Source organism: Limnoraphis robusta BA-68 BA1 (assembly GCF_034932365.1).
Lineage (GTDB): Bacteria > Cyanobacteriota > Cyanobacteriia > Cyanobacteriales > Microcoleaceae > Capilliphycus > Capilliphycus robustus.
In genome coordinates this window covers 1-20,373 of record NZ_JAYGHR010000082.1, presented here as the reverse complement: position 1 = coordinate 20,373, position 20,373 = coordinate 1, and the positions used below count along the sequence as shown (strand labels likewise).

At 41.8% G+C, this 20,373-nt stretch carries 19 protein-coding genes; 11 read left to right on the top strand and 8 right to left on the bottom strand.

The features are described from left to right. Nucleotides 1–74 precede the first annotated feature (74 nt). The 4 genes from VB836_RS24115 to VB836_RS24100 all read left to right on the top strand — a co-directional run bounded on the left by VB836_RS24115 (nt 75) and on the right by VB836_RS24100 (nt 4,553). Nucleotides 75–1,457, top strand: a complete 1,383-nt coding sequence (locus VB836_RS24115) for a DUF1822 family protein (protein WP_323223275.1) — start codon at nt 75–77, stop codon at nt 1,455–1,457. A 118-nt stretch (nt 1,458–1,575) separates the two neighbouring features. Then, the gene (locus VB836_RS24110; RefSeq protein ID WP_323223273.1) at nt 1,576–2,565 is read left to right on the top strand and encodes a pentapeptide repeat-containing protein; all 990 of its coding nucleotides are present in this window, start codon (nt 1,576–1,578) and stop codon (nt 2,563–2,565) included. A gap of 21 nt (nt 2,566–2,586) precedes the next feature. Next, nucleotides 2,587–3,675 carry a nucleotidyltransferase domain-containing protein gene (locus VB836_RS24105; protein ID WP_323223271.1) on the top strand — a complete coding sequence of 363 codons (1,089 nt, stop codon included), beginning with the start codon at nt 2,587–2,589 and terminating at the stop codon, nt 3,673–3,675. 128 nt (nt 3,676–3,803) lie between these two features. Then, complete coding sequence (locus VB836_RS24100; protein WP_323223269.1) at nt 3,804–4,553, top strand: DUF364 domain-containing protein; 750 nt, start codon at nt 3,804–3,806, stop codon at nt 4,551–4,553. Nucleotides 4,554–4,587: 34 nt separating this feature from the next. Here VB836_RS24100 and map read toward each other — a convergent pair whose 3' ends face one another. The 7 genes from map to bchM form a co-directional block, all read right to left on the bottom strand. Next, nucleotides 4,588–5,352, bottom strand: a complete 765-nt coding sequence (gene map, locus VB836_RS24095) for a type I methionyl aminopeptidase (RefSeq protein WP_323223267.1) — start codon at nt 5,350–5,352, stop codon at nt 4,588–4,590. Nucleotides 5,353–5,459: 107 nt separating this feature from the next. Further along, nucleotides 5,460–5,834, bottom strand: a complete 375-nt coding sequence (locus VB836_RS24090) for a DUF423 domain-containing protein (protein WP_046280454.1) — start codon at nt 5,832–5,834, stop codon at nt 5,460–5,462. A 31-nt stretch (nt 5,835–5,865) separates the two neighbouring features. Continuing rightward, nucleotides 5,866–6,165, bottom strand: a complete 300-nt coding sequence (locus VB836_RS24085; RefSeq protein WP_323223265.1) for a type II toxin-antitoxin system RelE family toxin — start codon at nt 6,163–6,165, stop codon at nt 5,866–5,868. 3 nt (nt 6,166–6,168) lie between these two features. Continuing rightward, a complete protein-coding gene (locus tag VB836_RS24080) occupies nt 6,169–6,414 on the bottom strand; it encodes a hypothetical protein (protein ID WP_323223263.1) in 246 nt (81 codons plus the stop codon). Nucleotides 6,415–6,481: 67 nt separating this feature from the next. Then, the gene (locus VB836_RS24075) at nt 6,482–7,060 is read right to left on the bottom strand and encodes a Uma2 family endonuclease (RefSeq protein WP_323223261.1); all 579 of its coding nucleotides are present in this window, start codon (nt 7,058–7,060) and stop codon (nt 6,482–6,484) included. Between the two features lie 29 nt (nt 7,061–7,089). Next, entirely contained in the window at nt 7,090–7,506 is a 417-nt protein-coding gene (locus VB836_RS24070) for a hypothetical protein (protein ID WP_323223260.1), read from the bottom strand. A 107-nt stretch (nt 7,507–7,613) separates the two neighbouring features. After that, on the bottom strand, nt 7,614–8,303 hold the full coding sequence (gene bchM / locus VB836_RS24065) for a magnesium protoporphyrin IX methyltransferase (protein ID WP_046281129.1): 690 nt from the start codon (nt 8,301–8,303) through the stop codon (nt 7,614–7,616). Nucleotides 8,304–8,423: 120 nt separating this feature from the next. On the opposite strand from bchM, the gene VB836_RS24060 reads away from it, so the two are divergent. From VB836_RS24060 to VB836_RS24030, 7 genes are all read left to right on the top strand, one after another. Next, entirely contained in the window at nt 8,424–9,653 is a 1,230-nt protein-coding gene (locus tag VB836_RS24060; protein ID WP_046281128.1) for a potassium/proton antiporter, read from the top strand. Between the two features lie 34 nt (nt 9,654–9,687). After that, nucleotides 9,688–10,266, top strand: coding sequence for a DUF3124 domain-containing protein (locus tag VB836_RS24055; protein WP_046281127.1), 579 nt, complete (start codon nt 9,688–9,690; stop codon nt 10,264–10,266). Between the two features lie 535 nt (nt 10,267–10,801). Beyond that, nucleotides 10,802–11,863, top strand: coding sequence for a GUN4 domain-containing protein (locus VB836_RS24050; RefSeq protein WP_323223257.1), 1,062 nt, complete (start codon nt 10,802–10,804; stop codon nt 11,861–11,863). Between the two features lie 86 nt (nt 11,864–11,949). Beyond that, nucleotides 11,950–12,546: a cyclin-dependent kinase inhibitor 3 family protein gene (locus VB836_RS24045; RefSeq protein ID WP_323223255.1), complete on the top strand. Its 597-nt coding sequence runs from the start codon at nt 11,950–11,952 to the stop codon at nt 12,544–12,546. 897 nt (nt 12,547–13,443) lie between these two features. Continuing rightward, complete coding sequence (gene ctpB / locus VB836_RS24040; RefSeq protein ID WP_407659746.1) at nt 13,444–14,781, top strand: carboxyl-terminal processing protease CtpB; 1,338 nt, start codon at nt 13,444–13,446, stop codon at nt 14,779–14,781. Between the two features lie 126 nt (nt 14,782–14,907). Beyond that, on the top strand, nt 14,908–16,227 hold the full coding sequence (locus VB836_RS24035) for an S-layer homology domain-containing protein (RefSeq protein ID WP_323223253.1): 1,320 nt from the start codon (nt 14,908–14,910) through the stop codon (nt 16,225–16,227). 113 nt (nt 16,228–16,340) lie between these two features. Then, entirely contained in the window at nt 16,341–16,967 is a 627-nt protein-coding gene (locus VB836_RS24030) for a hypothetical protein (protein ID WP_323223251.1), read from the top strand. Nucleotides 16,968–17,538: 571 nt separating this feature from the next. Here the strand turns inward: VB836_RS24030 and VB836_RS24025 are convergent. Then, nucleotides 17,539–20,076 (bottom strand): glycogen/starch/alpha-glucan phosphorylase, encoded by a 2,538-nt coding sequence (locus VB836_RS24025; RefSeq protein ID WP_323223249.1) that lies wholly within the window; start codon nt 20,074–20,076, stop codon nt 17,539–17,541. Nucleotides 20,077–20,373: the final 297 nt, after the last annotated feature.

Genomic DNA, 20,373 nt, shown 5'->3' with positions numbered 1-20,373 from the left:
TTGTATTACAATAACACTGGGCGGTACATCAGATCAACTCAAACAGTTAATTCAAGTAATCAGGAGAAACCAAAATGAATAACTCATCTCTACTATCAGAACTAGAATTCGGCTTTGAAACCTTCTCTCCCGAATCGGTTACATTATCAAACGATCAAATCAATCAAGCGATCAACCTCAGTAATGCTATTCAGAATGAATCTCGAAAATGGTTTACTTATTTAAACGCTTTGGCTTTGTTTGGGTTTGAGAATTGGTTAGAAGAACGAGGCGAAGATTTTACAGTTAATCGAGAAAAATGTTCGGTTTTTAATCCTGAAATTAGTAATAGCATTGAAGCGGTTTGTCATTTAAAAGTTAATCAATTTAAGGTGTGTCTGATTACAGTCGGTAGCTTGTTTGATGAAGTCGTTACTGTTCCTCAAGCTGTTTTAGACTTACCTGAGTATGCGGCTCAATTTTATGTATTAGTCGAAGTTCAAGAAGAACTGGAAACGGTTAGTATTTCTGGCTTTATTTCCTATCCCGATTTAATCGCAGCCAAAGCTAACGTTAATTTACAACCTGATTTAGACTGGACATATCAAATTCCCCTGCAATGGTTTGAACAAGAAACCGATCAGTTACTCCTCTATTTCCGTTGTTTAGAACCCGCAGCCATTGCGTTACCTAAAGCGGTTAATCGTCAGAATTCACTCTCCGCTCAAAAAGCAGAATTACAAGCTATTTTACCCCAACTTCAAGCAGAAAACGGACAGTCAACCTCTCAACTTTGGAATCTATTAACCTGGGAACAAGGAATAGCAATACTCACCAATCCTCAGCTTTTACGATGGGTTTATCAAGTTCAAAATTTAACGAATTTAGAAGCTGAAACAAGTTCATCAGAATTGGTTAAAACGCAAAATAATTACCTCTCTGATCTCCTGACATTATTAACTGAACCCGCCATGAATCTGGGGCGTTGGTTACGAGATGAGTTAGATCATTTTGCCAGTGAATTATCCTGGGTTCTTGTTCCTGAATTATCACCAGCCACCGCCATGCGGAGTTTGAGATTTGCTTCCGAAGAATTTGAAGAGATTGTGCAGGAACTTCAAAAACAAGACATAGAAATTCCGACTCAAGCGAAAGGTGCTTATCGGGATTTACAACTAGCAGAAACAGCTTTGCGGTTGTATGCTTTAACTTGGGAATTAGACTCTAATACGGTTCGAGAATGGAAATTATTGCTGATTTTAGGAACACCTTCTCGGATGAGTTTACCCAATCAAGTTCAGTTACGAGTCAGTGATGAGACGCAGATTTTAGTGGAACAAAACTTAAATCCAGACGATGATTATCCCTATATTTTCACGGCGGTTATTGGAAGTTTAGAGGAAAAATTCATCGTTACCGTTAGCCTCGGTTCAGAAATTCAAGAAACCTTACCCCCATTTGGGTTTAATCCTGAATAATCATCAAAAAACGGGTTCCGTCTGCATAAGAGGTTCAACTTGGGAGATATATACAAGTAGAAGGCTAATAGTCCCATTTTGAGACTGTGCCTTCTCAACTCTACCCCAGGTGTGCATAATGAACGCTTGTCTTTCGGAACCTAACTTTCCACCTTCATTCAACTTAAAACCTGAAACACCCGAAAATCAGAACCTCGAAATTCTTGATCCCATTCGTCAGATATTAAAGACGAAACGGGGTGAAAATAGTAGCCTTCCAAAAGCAAACTTACAGCAAGCTGATCTCGCTGGAGCCAATTTAGCGGGAGCAGATTTAGAAGAAGCAAATCTTCAAGGAGCCAACCTCGTTAATGCCAATTTTAGAAATGCTAACCTCAAAAAAGCAAACCTAAAAAATGCTAATTTAAGTGGAAGTGATTTGCGAGGAGCCGATTTAAGTTTCGCAATACTCACCGGGAGTAACTTAACTCAAGCGAACTTAGAAAATGCGGATCTAAAATCTACAAATCTGGGATGTTTTTCTTCTCAACTCACTCAACTTGATCAGGCTAATTTGAAAAATGCTAACTTGGCTCAAGCCAATTTGCAAGGCGTTTCTTTAAAAGCGGCTAATCTTGATGGAGCGAACCTCAAGGAAGCTAATTTTAATCCCTATTTAGATAAAGAAAATCCATCAAAATCGAGAATTGTTAGTGATTTAACCGATGCAAGTTTAAAAAATGCAAATCTCCGAAAAGCCGAACTTAATTCTGCTATTCTAGAGAATACAAGCTGTGAAAATGCTGATTTTCAATACGCTCAACTTCAGCAAGCTATTCTCCGTAAAGCCAACTTGACGAATACTAACTTGAGCCAAGCTAATCTAAATTCTGCTAATTTAAACCAAGCCAATCTTCGAGGGGCTAATTTGAGAGTCAGCAACTTAGAGAAAGCCTGTTTGGTAGAAGCAACTCTGATCAATGCTAAGTTAGAATTCGCTTGTTTAACTTATCTTGATATGAGTGGAGCAAACTTTAAAGGGGCAAATTGGAGTCGTGCTGAATTACATAACAATATCATGCAAAATGTCACCCTACCTGATGGTACAACCTATCAGTCTACGGATTAGAAAAAATCATTTAAAAAATTAATGAATCGTCAAGAAATCGAAAAGAGAACCATTTTAATCGCCTTAACAGGTTCACGGGGTTATGGTTTAGAAACGGCTACCTCTGATTATGACTACCGAGGGATTTTCATTGCGACAAAACCCTATTATTTGGGGTTAAGTCAAATCGAACAACAAGATAAAGGGTGGGATAAAACCCCCTCTGAAAAGTTTCCTTATCTCTCTAAGGATACCTGTATTTATGAATTGAGAAAGTTCTTGAATTTAGCCATTGATAATAATCCCAATATCTTAGAATTGCTGTGGTTTAAAGATTATATTCATCTCACAGAAGTCGGAAAAATATTGCAGCAACATCGACAAACTTTCCTCTCAAAACGAATTAAACAAACCTATTCCGGTTATGGTTACGCTCAAATCAAAAAGCTAGAATCTCATCGCCGTTGGTTGCTGAACCCCCCGCAACATCAACCGACTGCGGCTGAATTTGGACTCGGAGAAACACCGCCTCTAAATATCAGTCAGATGAATAGTTTTTTAGAATACTTGTATCTATTGGTACGCGATCGCATCGAATATCTAGAACCCGCCAAAGAGTTGTATAATCTGTTAACATCAGAAATCGATTACAAGGGAATTTTCAAACAACATTCCCTCCCTGATGAGACATTAGAAACAACTCAGAAACTCACCAACTGTTCATCAGACTTTATTCAACTCTTGCAAAAAAGTCAACAGTATCAACGAGCGATTCTAGAATTCAAAAACTACCAAAGTTGGAAACAAAATCGCAATCCAGAACGTGCTAAAATGGAAGCAAAAGTCGGGTATGATTGTAAATTTGCCATGCAAGCCATTCGGCTATTAAAAACCGGAATAGAGGTTTTAAAGACTCAGATTTTAGTTGTTGATCGTCGAGAAGCTGGAGATGCAGAGGAATTATTAGCCATCAAAAAAGGTGTATATTCCTACGATGAAGTGATGGAAATAGCAAAACAACTCTATCAACAACTCGATCAAGCCGAAGCCGTTTCAACCCTTCCCAAATCCGTTGATGAAGCAGTTGTTAATCAACTCTGTATGGATTTGGTTTCACAACAGGGTTTTTGATTTTGTAAGGGTGTTGCGGTTTGTATCCTATTTTCTATTTTCTCCAAAAACCCAAAGAACTTCTTAAGCCATTGGAAATTGAGGCTAAATGCGTCAATAATAACAAAGTTGGTTAATCACAAATTTCTATGACTCATCCCCGCGAAATTTATGACCTGCTACTGGATAAAAGCCTCAGCAATAGTCCCATTCAAGAAATTATCATTGGTTTAACCTGGACGCTTTGTGAAGCCGAAGGAATGGGGTTATGTATGAGTCCAGGAATACCCATTCGTACTTTACCTTGGTCGGGAACTTTGGTCAACAAACCCGCCTCGGAATTAACCTCGTGGGTGAAGTCATGGGAGAGTTATCAAGCCACAGTCGGAATGGCTGTAATTAACGCAATTATTAACTCCAATTCTCCCCTGTCAAAAACGGCTGAATTACTGTCTCCAACTGGCCCGTCAAACTTAGCAGTCTTTGAATATTTTTTACCGCAAATTCGCGGAAAACGAGTGTCAATTGTTGGGCGTTATCCTGAACTTTCTCGCTATGAAAAAGAGATGAATTTAGTTGTGATTGAGAGACAACCCGCTTCGGGAGATTTACCAGACCCCGCTTGTGAATTTATTTTACCCGAGTCGGAATGGGTGTTTCTAACAGCGACTTCTATTGTGAATAAAACCTTTCCTCGCTTGGCAGAATTATCAAAAGATGCGACCTTAGTATTAATGGGGCCGACTTTACCTTGGTTATCAGAATTAGCAGAAATGGGTGTTAATTACTTGGCGGGAGTGCGTGTAATTAACCCCCAAGCGTTGCGTCAAACCGTTGCAGAAGGCGGCGGAACCCGCATTTTTGAGACGGGAGTACAATATTGTATTCAGCAAATTTAAGGCAAATGAGCAATTAAACTGCTAGAAATTAAACCTAATCCGGTAATGTTAAAATATCTACACCGGATTCAGTCACAGCAACAGTGTGTTCAAACTGGGCGGAAAGTTTACCATCGATGGTAATTGCAGTCCAACCATCTTCGAGAACTTTTGCTTCCCAAGTTCCTTCATTAATCATCGGTTCAATCGTAAAAACCATCCCCGGACGCAATTTTTTTCCTTTTCCGGCGGTTCCATAATGGGGAACTTGAGGTGCGGTATGAAACGTGGTATTTATACCATGACCAACAAAATCTCGTACAACAGAAAATCCGTGAGATTCTGCATATTCTTGAATCGCGGCGCCAATATCTCCAATTTTTGCACCCGGTTTAACCGCCGCAATTCCCCGCATCATCGACTCATAAGTAACTTCAACTAATTTTTTCGCAACCGGGGAAGGCGTACCGACAAAAAATGTTTTAGAAGTATCACCGTGATAACCATCCACAACCGGAGTGACATCAATATTAATAATATCTCCCTCTTGAAGAATTTGTTTGGCGTTGGGAATACCATGACAAATGACATGATTAACGCTCGTACAAATCGATTTGGGGAAGCCATGATATCCTAAAGGAGCGCTGCGAGCATCGTGAGCCTTTGTCCAACGTTCGGCTTCATCGTTGAGTTCCAGTGTACTCACTCCTGGTTGAACCATCGGTTCAAGATGATTCAATAATTGAGCCGCTAAACGTCCCGCTTGACGCATTTTTTCGATTTCACGACTCGACAACAGAACAATTGTTTCGCTTCCCATTTGCGCTAAATTGATGAAGAATTTGTCTTATTACCTTTCCAGCGTAACTCTTCTACGGTATCATAACCAACTGAATGGGTAAATTTTTACTCTATCTCAGATTTTAATCAGAGCTTGAAAGTGGCGATCGCTAAACATCCCCATCCCGCAATAAATGCCACACCCCCAAGCGGCGTAATTGCGCCGAGCCATTTAATCCCCGTTAAGCTTAAAGCATACAGACTCCCCGAAAAAATGGCGACCCCGACAATAAAAGCAGTCCCGGCGATAGTGATTAACGGTTGAGGAGATTGAGAATTTCTGAGTAACACTCCGAGTAATAATAAAGCCAGGGCATGATACATTTGATAACGAGCAGCCGTTTCAAAGATTTCAATCCCTCGTTCGCTGATTTTTCCACTCAAAGCATGAGCGCCAAAAGCACCCGCCATCACCGAAAAACCGCCTAAAATTGCTGCAATTGTTAAAAAGATTCTATCCATGAGATTTCCTGTTATTGATTTTAGCTACAATTTAACCTAAGTCTGTTAATAAATCGCTCAAATCTGAATAATCATAGGGAGGACGTTTCCGAATTGCTAAAATAACAATCTGTTGAAACTCATCATCTATCGCATATATAATCCGCCAGGAGTCAACACGAATTCGTCTGGGTTCCCAACTGTCCTCGGTTTCAAAGTCAAGCTGAATGCTATTATATGGACGAGGATCTTGGGCGAGAGCATCAATAATATTTTTAATGCGTTGACGAATGACACCAGGTAATTTTTTTCCCTGATTATGAGCAGATGCAGATAGCTGAATCTGATACATTACTTAATCTTTATCCCATTGGGATTTCACCGATTCCCAATCCAGCCATCCCGCTTTTTGGGGGTTTCCTCCTGCTTCTTTTAGCTGGCGCATCGCTTCTTTAAAAATCGCTTCATCTTCTCGATCTTCAATCCAATTCAGCAATGTTTCCCAATCGGAAATACTTAATTGTGCGGCTGTTTTCTGACCTTGAGCATCAACAACAAACCGAACAGATTTCAAAACATTGATTATTGATTCTACAGTCATAACTCAATGATTATTTTAAATCCTTACCTTTTAATATACAATAGTTTTGCTAAAACGGGATCGGCAATTACGGAAAAAGAGTTACCGGTTTCAGCCAATTAAATAGTTCTGAAAGTTTTAAGTTAAAATCTGAGATGAATTCAGGAGTTGGAAGAACTTGTTCGGGTGTTTGTAAAACCATCGGTTGTTCACCCATAGGATAAACAAATACAGACTTTTCAGCCGGATCAATTAACCAACCCATCAGACAACCTGCATCCAGACAATGTAAAATATTACTGATGACTTTTGTTTGGTTTTGATCGGGAGAAAGAATTTCAATTGTCCAGTCAGGATGAGTCGGAAAACTATTCGCAATATCACCATTTTCATCTAAAGGAATGCGACTCCAAGTAAACACAGCAACATCAGGAACAATTGAACGTCCACCAAAGGTACATCCTAATTCCGGTAATGCTAAGGCTATCTGTTGCTTTTCTGCACTTTCATTAATCACTGTCACCAATTCTCCCTGAATTGCGCTATGTTTTCCTTGAGCCATAGGTTTTTGAATGATTTTACCGTTAATATATTCGCTTGCTGGCTTTGTTTCTGGGAGTTTGAGAAACCCCTCAAGAGTCAGAGATTGTGTTGGAGTTTGTAGCATAATTTAAGATAGAAATACGAGGAAAACAGTTATTTTAACTCAAAATAGTAGATCGTTTCTCCCTCTGGCGTTTTCTCCCAAGTCCCCTGAAGTTCTATCGCTTTACTCAGAATAAACTTCTCAGCTTCTTGGGGAGATAAATGAGTAAACCTTACAAGATCACTGGGCGTTATTTTGCCCTGATTTTGTATCAGTAAATGAAAGAAGATAGAATGAATCCGACGGGAGCGATTTTCTATCTTCTGACGAGATTGATAAGAACTATCCCACAACAGCCAACCGCCAATTCCTAACGCGGGTAAACCCAAAATTAACCCACCGATTGCGATGCTGATTTTGCTATGAACCGAAGCATCCGGGTTAATCAGTCCAGTTGCAATGGTCAGCAAACAAAACAGCCCAATAGGAATCAATAAACTTGCAGTGATCAACTTAATCAACTGCATGACTTTCCCCTAATATGATGTTAGCAATCAGCTTGCAATTAAACATCGCTCAACAGTATAGCTTAGGTGTTTATTGCCGATAGCGGTTGACTGAAAATCCTTGAATTTTAACGCCGAACCGCCTCTAACAAACGAGAGAAATAAAAGCGAGTGCTAGTCATTTCTTGACGAGCTACGCTGAAGCCATTATTTTCAAAAATTTTAACAATATCTGCCTCTCGATGTTGATAAGCACGAGTCGTTTTACTTGGCCCTGGGAAAAATTCACCGATTTTTTTGAGGATAGTCAAAGCGAAGGTTTTCGGTGCAAAACTCAAAATCAAACGAGACTCCGCGAGCGACGCCAAATGAGCAATCATATCCGCCATTTTATCATCAGGATAGTGAATCAACACATCCAGACAAATCACAGTATGATATCGACCCTCTAAAGCTTCTAAATCCTGAGTGCTAAACTTGACATTGCTAGCGCGATCACCTAAAGTTGCCGTAGCTCGTTCTCGAGCTTCCGAAACCATTTTTTCAGAGATATCGCTAGCAGTGACAATCGCACCCGCCTCAGCCAGAGGAATGCTCAAACTCCCCACACCACACCCCGCATCGCAAATCGACAGACCCGAGAGATTGTCATCTGCTTTCAGCCAGTTTAGCACGCGATCGATGGTTTGTTGATGTCCATTACGGATATCGAGTTGAACCTTGTTCACTTCCCCATCGCCGTAGATTCGTCTCCAGCGATCAAAGCCTGTAGAGTTAAAATATTCTCGAACAACCGTCTTATCGTCTGCAACGCTCATAAATTTGGTTTGCTGTTAATTAGAGTCCAACTGTTAAACCTATCATTATCCGGTACGATGAGACTAAATTTTCAGCGATGAATTTTGGGTAGCTTTAACTTTATAGGATAATTTGGAGTAATGATTAAGGTTGAGTTCCTATTCATCAGTATTGCTATATTGCTGTTAGCAAGCATCTTAGCCAGCAAAGCCGCCAATAAACTCGGTGTTCCAGCATTGCTTTTATTTTTGTTGTTGGGAATGATTGCAGGTTCGGAAGGACTCGGAGGGATTCAATTTGAAAATCCTCTGATCGCCAAATTAATCGGAGACTTTGCACTCACTTTGATTTTATTTGCAGGGGGACTCGATACCAACTGGAAAAGCATTCAACCCGTTCTCATCAAAGGCTTAACCCTTTCTACTCTTGGGGTGGCTATCACCATGTTGCTTTTAGGTTCCTTTGCTTGGTTTATTTTGGGTTCCTTTTCTAGCTTTAATATAGGCTCACAGGGAATTACTTGGACAGAAGGGTTGTTACTCGGTGCGATTATTTCTTCTACAGATGCGGCGGCTGTTTTTTCTGTGTTGCGTTCGAGTAATTTAGGTCTCAAAGGTGATTTGCAACCTCTACTCGAACTTGAATCTGGAAGTAATGATCCAATAGCCGTTTTATTAACCACTGAGTTCGTCAGACTTCTCAGTACATCTGAAGGCTCCTTGATCAGTTTAGGACTCTCATTATTTTGGCAAATTTTGGCAGGAATTGCATTCGGATATGGAATGGGAAAACTTGTTCTTTTAGGGATGAATCGGATTAATTTGGTTTCCCCCGGACTCTATCCCCTTGCTATTTTAGCCTGGACTCTACTCACCTTTGGCGTCACTACAGTTTTAGGAGCAAATGGCTTTTTAGCCGTTTATATTGCGGGTATCGTCATAGGAAATCACCCGCGTCTCATCCATAGCAACAGTTTATTCAGTTTTTACGATAGTTTGTCATGGCTGATGCAAATTACCATGTTTTTGACATTGGGATTACTGGTTTTTCCCTCTCAATTGTTATCGATTGCTGGAGTTGCTATCGTCATCAGTTTATTTTTGATGTTTGTTGCTCGTCCGGTTAGTGTCTTCATTTGTTTGGCTTTTAGTCAAGTGAGTTTTTCGGAGAAATTGTTTATTTCTTGGGTCGGACTTCGAGGTTCTGTACCAATTGTTTTAGCAACTTTTCCACTCATGGTAGGTCTTTCAGAAGCCGATAAACTTTTTAATATCGTGTTTTTTATTGTTCTGACTTCTGCCCTCATTCAAGGCTTATCTTTAGCTCCAGTGGCTCGAAGACTGGGTTTAGTTGAATCTCCTTCGATTTAATGATCGATGACACTTTAAAATAGGATTTAAGTCAATGTTAAATGCTCATTTTTTGATCAGTCTTTTGATTACCTCTGCTACCGTGATTTCTCTAACCAGTTGTACTCGTCATACTGTCAGTCAGTCTTCCACAAATTCAACAGCAAACCCGCAAGAAACCTATCTGCAAGTGAATCCAGTTTCAACGACGGAAACCGTTAATCTCGAAACCCTAAAAATTATCGCCGGACAAACGATTTATGTTCCCGTTTACTCTCACATTTATTACATGAATACTCGCCGAGTTTACAACTTAGCAACAACCTTGAGTGTTAGAAATACTGACCTTGATCATTCTATTATCATTAAAACCGTAAATTATTATAATACTGAAGGAAAATTAGTTCAATCTTATTTAGATCAAGCCATTCGACTCTCTCCTCTCGCTAGCACCGATTTTTTTGTCGAGCAAAGCAACTCCACCGGAGGAGCTGGAGCTAACTTTATCGTTGAATGGATAGCCGAAAAAAACGTCTCAGAACCGATGATTGAAGCGGTATCAATTGGAACATCAGGAACCCAAGGGATTGCATTTACCAGTCCTAGTCGAGTCATTAAAACAACACCAAAATAATCGGCATTCCCTCAGATTTTGTTAATCTTAACCCTCCCGGAAAAACAGGATCAAGCTGAGACTCAACTTGTGATATTTACAACTAGCCAGAGAAATAGGGACTCGGGAATCAGGGGGGAGAGAAAGCCAAGCAAACATAAATACTAGCCCAGTGATTCCCTGTTAGGGAAAGCATCATCATCATCATGTTAGCTTTGTATAATAAAAATGTTAAAATTTAACCGTAGCTCAGTAAAAATATCAATGGGTAGCACAGTCAAAGTTGATTGATCTCAGTAAAATTGAGGTAAACTTAAATCGTGATTGATCACAACCCGTGATTTCTCGCATTAGCTGACAATCAAGTTGAGAGCAAAAAGCACTTTGACAGACTCCAAGCGATCATCAAGGGATAACGTCAATGCTCCAGACAAGCCCGTATATTTTCTGGGTAGGAATCAATCTCTGTTCAACCTGTATCAATCTGAGTTGGCGGTTCTCATTTGAGGAGTTGTGTTCTCAGTCTTGATGTGATTGCATCTACCCTAACTTTAATATGAAAAATACGAACTCCACTGAAAAAACAGAAACAATATTTGGGCAGATATTTAGACCTGTTCCCGTTTTGGTTTCAGGTATTTTTTTGGGATCAATTGCAACAGTTTATGGAACGCTTACCCACGTTAATCTATTCAACTATTTAGGTTCAAACAACAAAGATATTGTTGAATTTTATCAGGAATTATTGGGATTTTCGGATGATTATTTTAATAATAAACATCAATTCAAAGGTTATGTAGAAGAACTTAATATTACAGTAAACCCTGACAACTTTAAGCTCTATGCTTTGCAAAATTCGCTCTGTGAGAACGCAATACTAGAAGGCGACCAACTCCTGATTACCGCAGCACCAGAAGAAAAAGCAGGAGATAAAGATGACCGCTTTGAAATCGTTAAAAAACAAATTGATAAAATTATTAATGATGGGGTGGGAAACCTAGAACTTGTGAATATTAACAATGAACCCGCCTCAATTGAAATCAATCTTTTAACACCAGAAAGAACCTGTATTCGTAAGCCAAAAGAGATTAAAGATTTAGAAAAAATGCTGCAAGAAAGAAAATGGAAAGAAGCCGATCTCAAGACCTATGATGTCATGCTAAAAGTCACCAATCGCAAAGCAGAAGGATACTTAGACAGTGAATCCATCCAAAACTTCCCCTGTTCCTATTTAGAAACCCTTGATCAACTCTGGACTCGATACTCTGGGGGACAATTTGGTTTGACTGTTCAGAAAGAAATTTATAAAGAAACCGGAAACAAGTTAACAGAAGATCATCTTAGAAAATACGATCCCGATGCCTATATTCATTTTAATGATTTAGTGCGATGGATCGAAACCGGAAACAATGGAAAAGAAAGCTGGAAACCTTATGATCAACTCACCTTTTCTCTGGATGCTCCCAAAGGTCATCTTCCTCGCTTAGAAAGACTCGAAGCAGGAATGGAAAAACAACCCAGTTATCAACTCATCTCCCCCAATTCCTTACCCCTGACCTCTCAGGAAATACAAGCCCGAAACTTTCTGTTTTCACGGGTAGAAATCTGTGAACTCTAATTCTATCTAATTCTAACTAGCCCAGAATTTAAAACTTCGTTACAATCAGGGAGAAACAGTCCATTGTCAACTTTGGTGGCCTGAAGATGAACTGCGTTAGAACCTCTCAAAACGATCCCATTACGGTGGATTTCTTACCCGCCGACCAAGTTCCATTTCCAGGAAAAGTCGGCTTGACATTTGCACCCGGAAAACAGCATCAAGGAATGCACTTTATGTGGAATCGGAATTTGTATCAAGATCTCGATCGCTTGCGACATGACTATCAAACTGATGTGTTAGTCTCTCTAATCGAATCCCACGAGTTTGAAGCGGTACAAATTCCCAATCTGATCTCCGAAGCCCAAGCTAGAGGGATACAAACCCGGTGGTTTCCGATTAAAGATATGAGTGTTCCCACTTCTATGGATGAACTGATTCTTTTAGTTCAACAAATATTGCTGAATGCTAAACAGGATAAAACCGTTGTTATTCATTGTATGGGAGGGTTAGGACGTAGCGGACTTGTCGCCGCTTGCTGTTTAGTTGCGGTGGGCTATTCCCCCGAAAAAGCGATCGCGATCGTCAGAGAAACTCGACAGTACACCATTGAAACCCAAGAGCAAGAAGATTATATCTCAGAATTTTCTCAGGCTTGGAAAACTCACCTGCCAATTTTGTCTGGAAATTATCACTCCAATTAAATTTAACCATCTAGGGGTGGATTATTCCACCCTCAAAATCTTCAGCTTCTTGAAAAAATTATTGCTCGATCTAATTCGATTAGATTGCCAAACAAACGACAAAACGGTGAAGATGAAAATTATGATTAATCTCCTATAGGATTGCAATGAAAATCGAAAATTTGCTCCTACAAGATTGAGGGAAACATCCGACTCGCTCAACCCCATCAGCCCCAAACCCTCATCGGAACATCGTTTAATTTTCTCCCGAAAGCAAAAGGTTAGAGTCGTTGATCGACCTGAATTTGCTAAAACGAGCTACTTTCGATAAAGTGTAACCAGGGCATCGGAAAATATTTCACTCTTGATATCGGTGAGGAAACCCCGACAGCGATCGCTCTATCCCTCAACCCGACAATTGGACTCAACCGAGTCAATTTCTGAAGATCCGGAAAGCTTTAAGGAAAGTTTTAGACTCATTTTGTAAAAATGTTAACATTAGGACATTTCCAATTGAGCAAAAGTCTAGCTACACTAATAGTAGTACAGGAGCATGACATCGATAACGAGTCAGATCCAACTCGGATTATTCCGCTAGAACGAGTATAAAGATTGTCTACATTCCCGATAAAGCAGGAGAAAATTTGAATGGTGGACGAGTCAGGAGTATCCAAAAGCCTGGGAACTCATCGAATTCTTACTCATTTTTGAGTGAGCATCTAAGATTGAGCAAGCAACAGTTGCTGATCCCCTCTGTGATACATCCATTGATGGTTCACTGCGAATAACCTGCCGACTCCCACTGTTAAATGGTCAAACAGGCGGAGATCATCTCTAAAATTACGATATAAACGGGGAGAAAATCCCCAATCTCCCATTTTCATCCCAGTGTAGGGAATCAAGCCAGAGGAAGACTAGATGAACGACAACGCAGGAAGCTTTTCTTCATTTTGCAATCGCCTCCTAAGTGGGGCAATCCGTAGTAAAGCTCAACGCCTGATGGTAATTGCAGCCATTTCGACCATAGCGGTTCCGGGATTGAGCAATGCAGTCCATGCGAGCCTGAAAAACAGCCCCAAAGCAGTTCTAGATGAAGCATGGCAAATTGTCTATCGAGAGTATGTCGATCCCAACTTCAACCGCAAAAACTGGAAAGCCATTCGACAAGAGCTATTAAGCAAAGAATATTCATCCCGTGAAGAAGCTTATCGCGCCTTACGTCAAGCTCTTGAACTGCTTAATGATCCCTACACCCGTTTCATGGACCCGAAACAGTATGAGCGGTTGACCAGTCAAACCGCAGGAGAACTGTCTGGTGTGGGAATGCAGCTTTCACTCGATGAGAAAACGAAAAGCATCGTTGTTGTTTCTCCCATTAAAAATTCTCCCGCCCAAGCTGCCGGAATTCAAGCCGGAGATCAAATTCTAGAGATTGATGGCATCTCAACCCAAGGGATGAGCGTTGATAATGCCGCCGAAAAAATTCGGGGTAATGTCGGAACTCAAGTTGAAGTGCGAATTAAACGCGCAGGCCAAGAAGAGTTCAATGTCACCCTCACTCGCGCTCGCATTGAACTCGAAGCCGTCTACTATCGCCTCAATACCGAAGGAGAGCGAAAAGTTGGATATATTCAGTTGCGCGAGTTCAACTCCCACGCCGCCGAACAGATGAAAGAAGCGATGGAAGAGTTGGTCGAAAAACAAGCAGAAGCCTTCGTCCTCGATTTACGCGGGAATCCCGGAGGTTTGCTCCGCAGTAGTATTGAAATTGCCCGAATGTGGATGGATGATGGCATGATTGTCAGCACCGTTGATCGCGATGGCGAAACCCAAGAAATCCGAGCCAACCGCACCGCAATCACCACTTTACCCACTGTTGTTCTCGTTGATGGAAACTCCGCCAGTGCCAGCGAAATCCTCGCCGGAGCCATGAAAGACAATCACCGAGCCGTGATTATGGGCGATCAAACCTTTGGAAAAGCTTTAGTACAATCGGTGTTTTCCTTATCTGATGGTTCCGGTTTAGCGGTAACAATTGCCCATTACTACACGCCCAATGGCACCGACATTAGCAAAAAAGGAGTCACACCCGACGTTAAACTAGAGCTGACCGACGATCAGAAAAAGCAACTCGCTAGCGATCCTCAATTAATTGGGACTCAAGGAGATCCTTACTATGCTCGCGCCATCAACATTCTAGCGACTGAAGCCGCTTCACGACCTCTGGCGATTAGTGAACGCGAGAATCCTAAATAAAAGCTTTTGTGGGCAAATTTAGGCATCGCAATTTGCCCTAGCTCTGCTGTCCGTCGGGAGATGAATTGCCACAGAGGAAAATAGCGGCTAATCTTGAGGGTGATGTTGTGTGAATCAATGTGTTTTATGTCAAATTCATTGCCTCCAAATTCATCCTCACCCCAAGCTTCATCTCGCAATAACGATGAGTGGATTGCCGTTTTAATCGCACTTTTAGCGATGGGCGGTATATTATTTTGGGTGTTGGGTAAAGACGCTAAAGCCTACAGGCAAAAGTTCACTTCACCTGCTATTCTGCCCACTCCTCAATCGAGTGTCTCAGACCAATTTAATTTATCCCAAGTTTTAGAAAACTCTCTCTTGCAGCATCGGCAACAACAAGCAAGTCCACAGCGAGTCTCTGTACCTGCTACCTCTTCGGGAAATGTATTTCAATCCTTCTCGCCTGCTCCGACTCCTGAAAGCCCTTCTCGCTCAACAGATGTCAGTCCGGCTTGGTGGATGATTACTCCCTTTTTCTTCACACCGCCTGATGCGTCTGAGTCTCAGGAAAATCCGGGTTCACAGACGACTATTGTACCCATTCCCACTCAAGAGTCAACGACGACTCAACCGCAAACAGCAGCTAGTCCTCAAAGCCAACAACAAGCCGCTCAACCGCAAACAGCAGCTAGTCCTCAAAGCCAACAACAAGCCGCTCAACCGCAAACAGCAGCTAGTCCTCAAAGCCAACAACAAGCCGCTCAACCGCAAACACAAGCTAGTCCTCAAAGCCAACAACAAGCCGCTCAACCTGATATAAAAGCTAGCCCTCAAAGCAAAGCTGAAATTCCTACACCAGTACCATTCTTCGTGCTTTCTGATGTACCGTCGGAGTTCTGGGCTAAAGAGTTTATTGAGTATACGACTGAAAATCAGATTATCGTTCCCTACAATGATGGTACGTTTCAACCTGATAAACCGATCACTCGGGCAGAACTCGCCGCTCAACTCGAAAATGCCTTTATTCCTCAAAAAGATCAATCCGCTCAACTCAATTATAAAGATGTAAAGCCAGACAACTGGGCGCAACAGGCGATTGTTGATGTCACTCAAACGGGCTTTATGAGGGGTTATCCCGGTGAGATCTTTCTTCCCAATGAAGTCGTACCTCGCGTTCAGGTTTTAGTCGCTTTAGTCAGTGGGTTGGATCTCAAACCCCCGAGAAATCCTGAAGAAACTTTAAAAGTTTACCAGGATGCCGATCAAATTCCCAAATGGGCGGTTGAGAAAATCGCCGCCGCCACAGAAGCGGGATTAGTCGTTAATCATCCCGAACAAAATACTCTCAATCCCAATCAACCTGCAACTCGGGCGGAAGTCTCAGCTATGATTTATCAAGCTTTAGTTGAATCCGGCAAAGCTGAACCGATTTCATCCGATTATATTGTCAAGCCGAATAACTGAGGGAGTCTACAATTTTTAACCCTTTATTTGACAACTTGAAACTTTCCCTGATTTCACGTTATTGAACGGAATTGTAGGGAAGTTTTTTTTGATTGAATAGCCCTAAAATATCTATGCACTCTCAACCGCGATATCCATTCCTAAAATTAATATTCACTGTGTTTTGGAGTTTAACCTCTATCGTTCAACCTGTGCGATCGCAAACAGAAAACCTTGTGATCAGTAAAACTCCTAAACCCTGTTTCTGGGAGATGGAAGTCTTACCCTCGCCGCCCTTATCTCAAACTGAACCCAGTATCCCCAGTTTATGGTTAGCACAAGAACTCTATGGATATTCTACTTTACCGACTCCAACTCAGCAGGTGGAATCAGACATAAATATTCAACTTAACGCTGAACAACTTTCCGATGAAACAGAACAATATCCCATTCTAGAAACTTGGTTTGTTGAACCCAAAATTACACAGCTTCAGCCGGATTTGTATGTTAATAATTTAGTCACTCTTGTTGTCAATCGGATTAACTGGAATCGAGAAAAATACATGGGACAATATGTATTTGTCAGTCGATTTGCCTCCGTAACAAGACGCTATGGTTATAATTTGCGGGTTTGTAATCGTCAGGGGGATTTACTGGCTTTCTATATTTGTAATTTTGATCAAATTCCCTTAAGTTGTCAGGTACAAATCCTATCAGAAGGATTGCAATTTCGAGAATTTAGAAATTTTAATCCCCAGTAACTCGGTCAGCCTATTTTTAGTCTACCCTCTTGACTTTTTCGGAGCCTGTGGTATTATTTTTAGTATAATCGGATATTTGCGAAAAAAATATTTTTTTAAACATCCAATTGTTTAAGGTACTCTTTAAAGTATACCAGGAGTCGCCCCTGTCTGTCAACTCCCTTCCCAAAAAAATCCCCTGCTTTTGTTAACAGGGGAAAGTCAATTCTACAGAGTCAAATGCCCCACCCACAAGGGGATGTGGCTTACAACTAGACCACTTCGGATCTGTCGCATACGGGTAATTGACCGTAAGAAAGTCTCTCCGTCTGACTAGCAGTAGAGAGAAGAAGTTTCTGTTCTTCCCACTCCTGGGGCATCCCGAACACTCATCGGGGCTGGTCTTTGACCACTTCTATCGTCACGGACAAACCACTTTTTCCTATTCTCCAACATACCAAGTTGCAGTCAAGAAATGTCTAGTCTGGTGATAGGTATTCGTATTGTACCAGAGACTCTCGCTCGCTTACATCCCCGCCCACTCTTGGGACGGGGTTTTACGCTCGATCAATAAACAAAAGATGCGGAGAGATTACTTAGCGACCTTTAAAACCGCAGAATCTTGATTGTATTCTTCCAGTTGAATGGGAACAGGTTTAACATTCCAGATCTGTTCACAATACTCTTTGATCGTGCGATCGCTAGAAAACTTACCCATACGAACGGCATTCAAAATTGCCATTCGAGTCCAAGCATCACGATCCTGGAATACTTTGCTGACTCGTTCTTGACAATCAATGTAAGACTGATAATCAGCAAACAGCATATAAGGATCATGGTGCATGAAAGAATCAGTCATGGGTTTAAACAATTCCTTATCCCCATGAGAGAAAAATCCCGAAGTTAGGCGATCCATCACCGCTTTTAACTCAGCATTCTTGCTGTAGTATTCCGAGGGATTATAACCCGCAGCTTTAACTTTGTAGACTTCATCAGCCGTTAAACCAAACAAGAAGAAATTCTCTTCTCCAGCTTCTTCACGGATTTCAATATTTGCACCATCAAGGGTACCAATCGTCATCGCGCCATTCATAGCAAACTTCATGTTACCCGTACCAGAAGCTTCTTTACCCGCCGTTGAAATTTGTTCGGACAAATCCGCAGCCGGATAGATTTTCTGACCCAGAGAAGCATTAAAATTCGCTAAGAAAACCACCTTCAACCGTCCGCGAACATCCGGATCATTGTTAACAACTTCAGCGACGGCATTGATGAGTTTAATCATCAGTTTCGCCATGAAATATCCCGGTGCCGCCTTCCCTCCAAAAATGAAAGTCCGGGGAGTCACCTCAATGTTGGGATTTTGCTTAATCCGGTTGTACAGCGTGATAATGTGCAGTACACACAAATGCTGGCGTTTGTATTCGTGAATCCGCTTCACCTGCACATCAAACATGGAATTGGGATCAACCGCAATGCCATTGTGTTTCCAGATGTAATCAGCGAGTTTCTGTTTGTTTTCTAACTTAATCTGATGCCATTGTTCACGGAATCCGGCATCTTCAATGTAAGCTTCAATCTTGCGAAGTTGATCGAGATCCTTGAGCCAACCCTTACCGATTTTAGAGGTATAAAGCTCAGACAGTTTAGGATTGCTCAATAACACCCAGCGACGAGGAGTAACACCGTTTGTTTTATTGAAGAACTTCTCAGGCCAAATCTTGTAGAAATCTCGCAGCGTATCTTGTTTTAACAGTTCTGTGTGCAGCGCCGCCACACCATTAATCGCGTGAGATCCCACACAGGCTAAATTTGCCATGCGGACATATTGTTCTGGCCCTTCTTGAATGAGTGATAAACGGGCTAACATCCCTTGATCATCAGGATACCAGAGCTTAACATCTTCGAGAAAACGACGATTAATTTCGTAAATGATTTCCAGATGGCGAGGCAGGAGATAGCCAAACAACGTCACAGACCATTTTTCTAGCGCCTCTGGCATTAGAGTATGGTTCGTGTAGGCAAAAGTGGTTTGGGTAACCCGCCAAGCATCATCCCAGTCAAAGCCATGTTCATCGAGCAACAGTCGCATCATTTCAGCGATCGCCACCGCCGGATGAGTATCATTAAGCTGAATCGCCGTTGTTTCATAGAGATTGTGCAGACTCTTGTGACGCATCAGGTGAATGCGAATAATATCCTGTAACGTACAAGACACAAAGAAAAATTGCTGCTCGAGTCTCAGTTGCTTCCCTTGAGGCGTGTTGTCGTTGGGGTAGAGAACCTTAGAAATGGTTTCCGATCGCATTTTTTCCGCAACCGCCCCATCATAGTTCCCTGCGTTAAAGGCATCAAAGTTGAAATCATCACTCGCTTCTGCCCGCCACAACCGCAAGGGGTTAACGGTATTGGTGTCATATCCGGGAACAGGCGTATCGTAGGGAATACCAATGGCAGTCGTTGAGGGAATCCAACGCACCCGATACTGACCCTTATCATCATGGTACATTTCCGTATGACCGCCAAATTTCACCTCGACGGCCTGATCCGGACGGGCAATTTCCCAAGGGTTGCCAAAACGCAGCCATTTATCAGGAATTTCAGCTTGCCAACCATCCTGAATCATTTGGTGAAAAATCCCAAACTCATAGCGTAAGCCACAACCAACAGCCGGAATTTCTAAGGTAGCCAAAGAGTCGAGGAAACAAGCGGCTAAACGTCCTAAGCCTCCATTCCCTAAACCGGGGTCAGGTTCTCGTTCTAACAGTTCGTCTAAGTTTAAGCCAGACTCTTCAACCGCCTGACGGATTTTCTCATAGACGTGTAGGTTGATCAGACTGTTGCCAAGATGACGCCCCATCAAAAACTCAGCCGAGAGATAGTAGACAACCTTAACGTTGTTTTCTACATAGGTTTTAAAGGTTTTCAGCCAACGGTTGAGTAAGCGATCGCGCAATGTGTAGGCGAGCGCCATGTAAAAGTCATCGGGGGTGGCAAAGGACTCATACTTCCCTTGCAAATAGAAAAGATTATCCGCAAAGGCCCGCTTGAGCGTGTCCACACTCATTCCAGTGCGGTCGTCCTCAATTTGAATCGGACATTCATTTACGGTTGGGAGGGATTGAGTCATAGATTCTCCTTTCAATCGGCCTGTTGGGTTCGGACAATGTTTCGGTTGCAGAAATCATATCAGGCTGAGTTGAGCTATCTCTGTAGCAATCGCTTCCAGCCTTTGACACTCCCACGTCGTAAACGGCGGGGATTCTTCATTCTACGACTCGACTTGCTGAGACAGGATTGCTCCTATCACAGTAGAGGTAAAATCTCCTGAAGCGTTTTGATCTAAGATCCAAGTTCCGCTATGCCCTAGCGTACTCAAAGCTGAATTCAGAATATTAATTGCGGCATTATGATCCCTGTCTAACTC

Bases quoted from the DNA above. Each gene is read 5' to 3' on its own strand.
- VB836_RS24115 (WP_323223275.1), top strand. From the start codon at position 75: ATGAATAACTCATCTCTACTATCAGAACTAGAATTCGGCTTTGAAACC.
- VB836_RS24110 (WP_323223273.1), top strand. From the start codon at position 1,576: ATGAACGCTTGTCTTTCGGAACCTAACTTTCCACCTTCATTCAACTTA.
- VB836_RS24105 (WP_323223271.1), top strand. From the start codon at position 2,587: ATGAATCGTCAAGAAATCGAAAAGAGAACCATTTTAATCGCCTTAACA.
- VB836_RS24100 (WP_323223269.1), top strand. From the start codon at position 3,804: ATGACTCATCCCCGCGAAATTTATGACCTGCTACTGGATAAAAGCCTC.
- map (WP_323223267.1), bottom strand. From the start codon at position 5,352: ATGGGAAGCGAAACAATTGTTCTGTTGTCGAGTCGTGAAATCGAAAAA.
- VB836_RS24090 (WP_046280454.1), bottom strand. From the start codon at position 5,834: ATGGATAGAATCTTTTTAACAATTGCAGCAATTTTAGGCGGTTTTTCG.
- VB836_RS24085 (WP_323223265.1), bottom strand. From the start codon at position 6,165: ATGTATCAGATTCAGCTATCTGCATCTGCTCATAATCAGGGAAAAAAA.
- VB836_RS24080 (WP_323223263.1), bottom strand. From the start codon at position 6,414: ATGACTGTAGAATCAATAATCAATGTTTTGAAATCTGTTCGGTTTGTT.
- VB836_RS24075 (WP_323223261.1), bottom strand. From the start codon at position 7,060: ATGCTACAAACTCCAACACAATCTCTGACTCTTGAGGGGTTTCTCAAA.
- VB836_RS24070 (WP_323223260.1), bottom strand. From the start codon at position 7,506: ATGCAGTTGATTAAGTTGATCACTGCAAGTTTATTGATTCCTATTGGG.
- bchM (WP_046281129.1), bottom strand. From the start codon at position 8,303: ATGAGCGTTGCAGACGATAAGACGGTTGTTCGAGAATATTTTAACTCT.
- VB836_RS24060 (WP_046281128.1), top strand. From the start codon at position 8,424: ATGATTAAGGTTGAGTTCCTATTCATCAGTATTGCTATATTGCTGTTA.
- VB836_RS24055 (WP_046281127.1), top strand. From the start codon at position 9,688: ATGTTAAATGCTCATTTTTTGATCAGTCTTTTGATTACCTCTGCTACC.
- VB836_RS24050 (WP_323223257.1), top strand. From the start codon at position 10,802: ATGAAAAATACGAACTCCACTGAAAAAACAGAAACAATATTTGGGCAG.
- VB836_RS24045 (WP_323223255.1), top strand. From the start codon at position 11,950: ATGAACTGCGTTAGAACCTCTCAAAACGATCCCATTACGGTGGATTTC.
- ctpB (WP_407659746.1), top strand. From the start codon at position 13,444: ATGAACGACAACGCAGGAAGCTTTTCTTCATTTTGCAATCGCCTCCTA.
- VB836_RS24035 (WP_323223253.1), top strand. From the start codon at position 14,908: ATGTCAAATTCATTGCCTCCAAATTCATCCTCACCCCAAGCTTCATCT.
- VB836_RS24030 (WP_323223251.1), top strand. From the start codon at position 16,341: ATGCACTCTCAACCGCGATATCCATTCCTAAAATTAATATTCACTGTG.
- VB836_RS24025 (WP_323223249.1), bottom strand. From the start codon at position 20,076: ATGACTCAATCCCTCCCAACCGTAAATGAATGTCCGATTCAAATTGAG.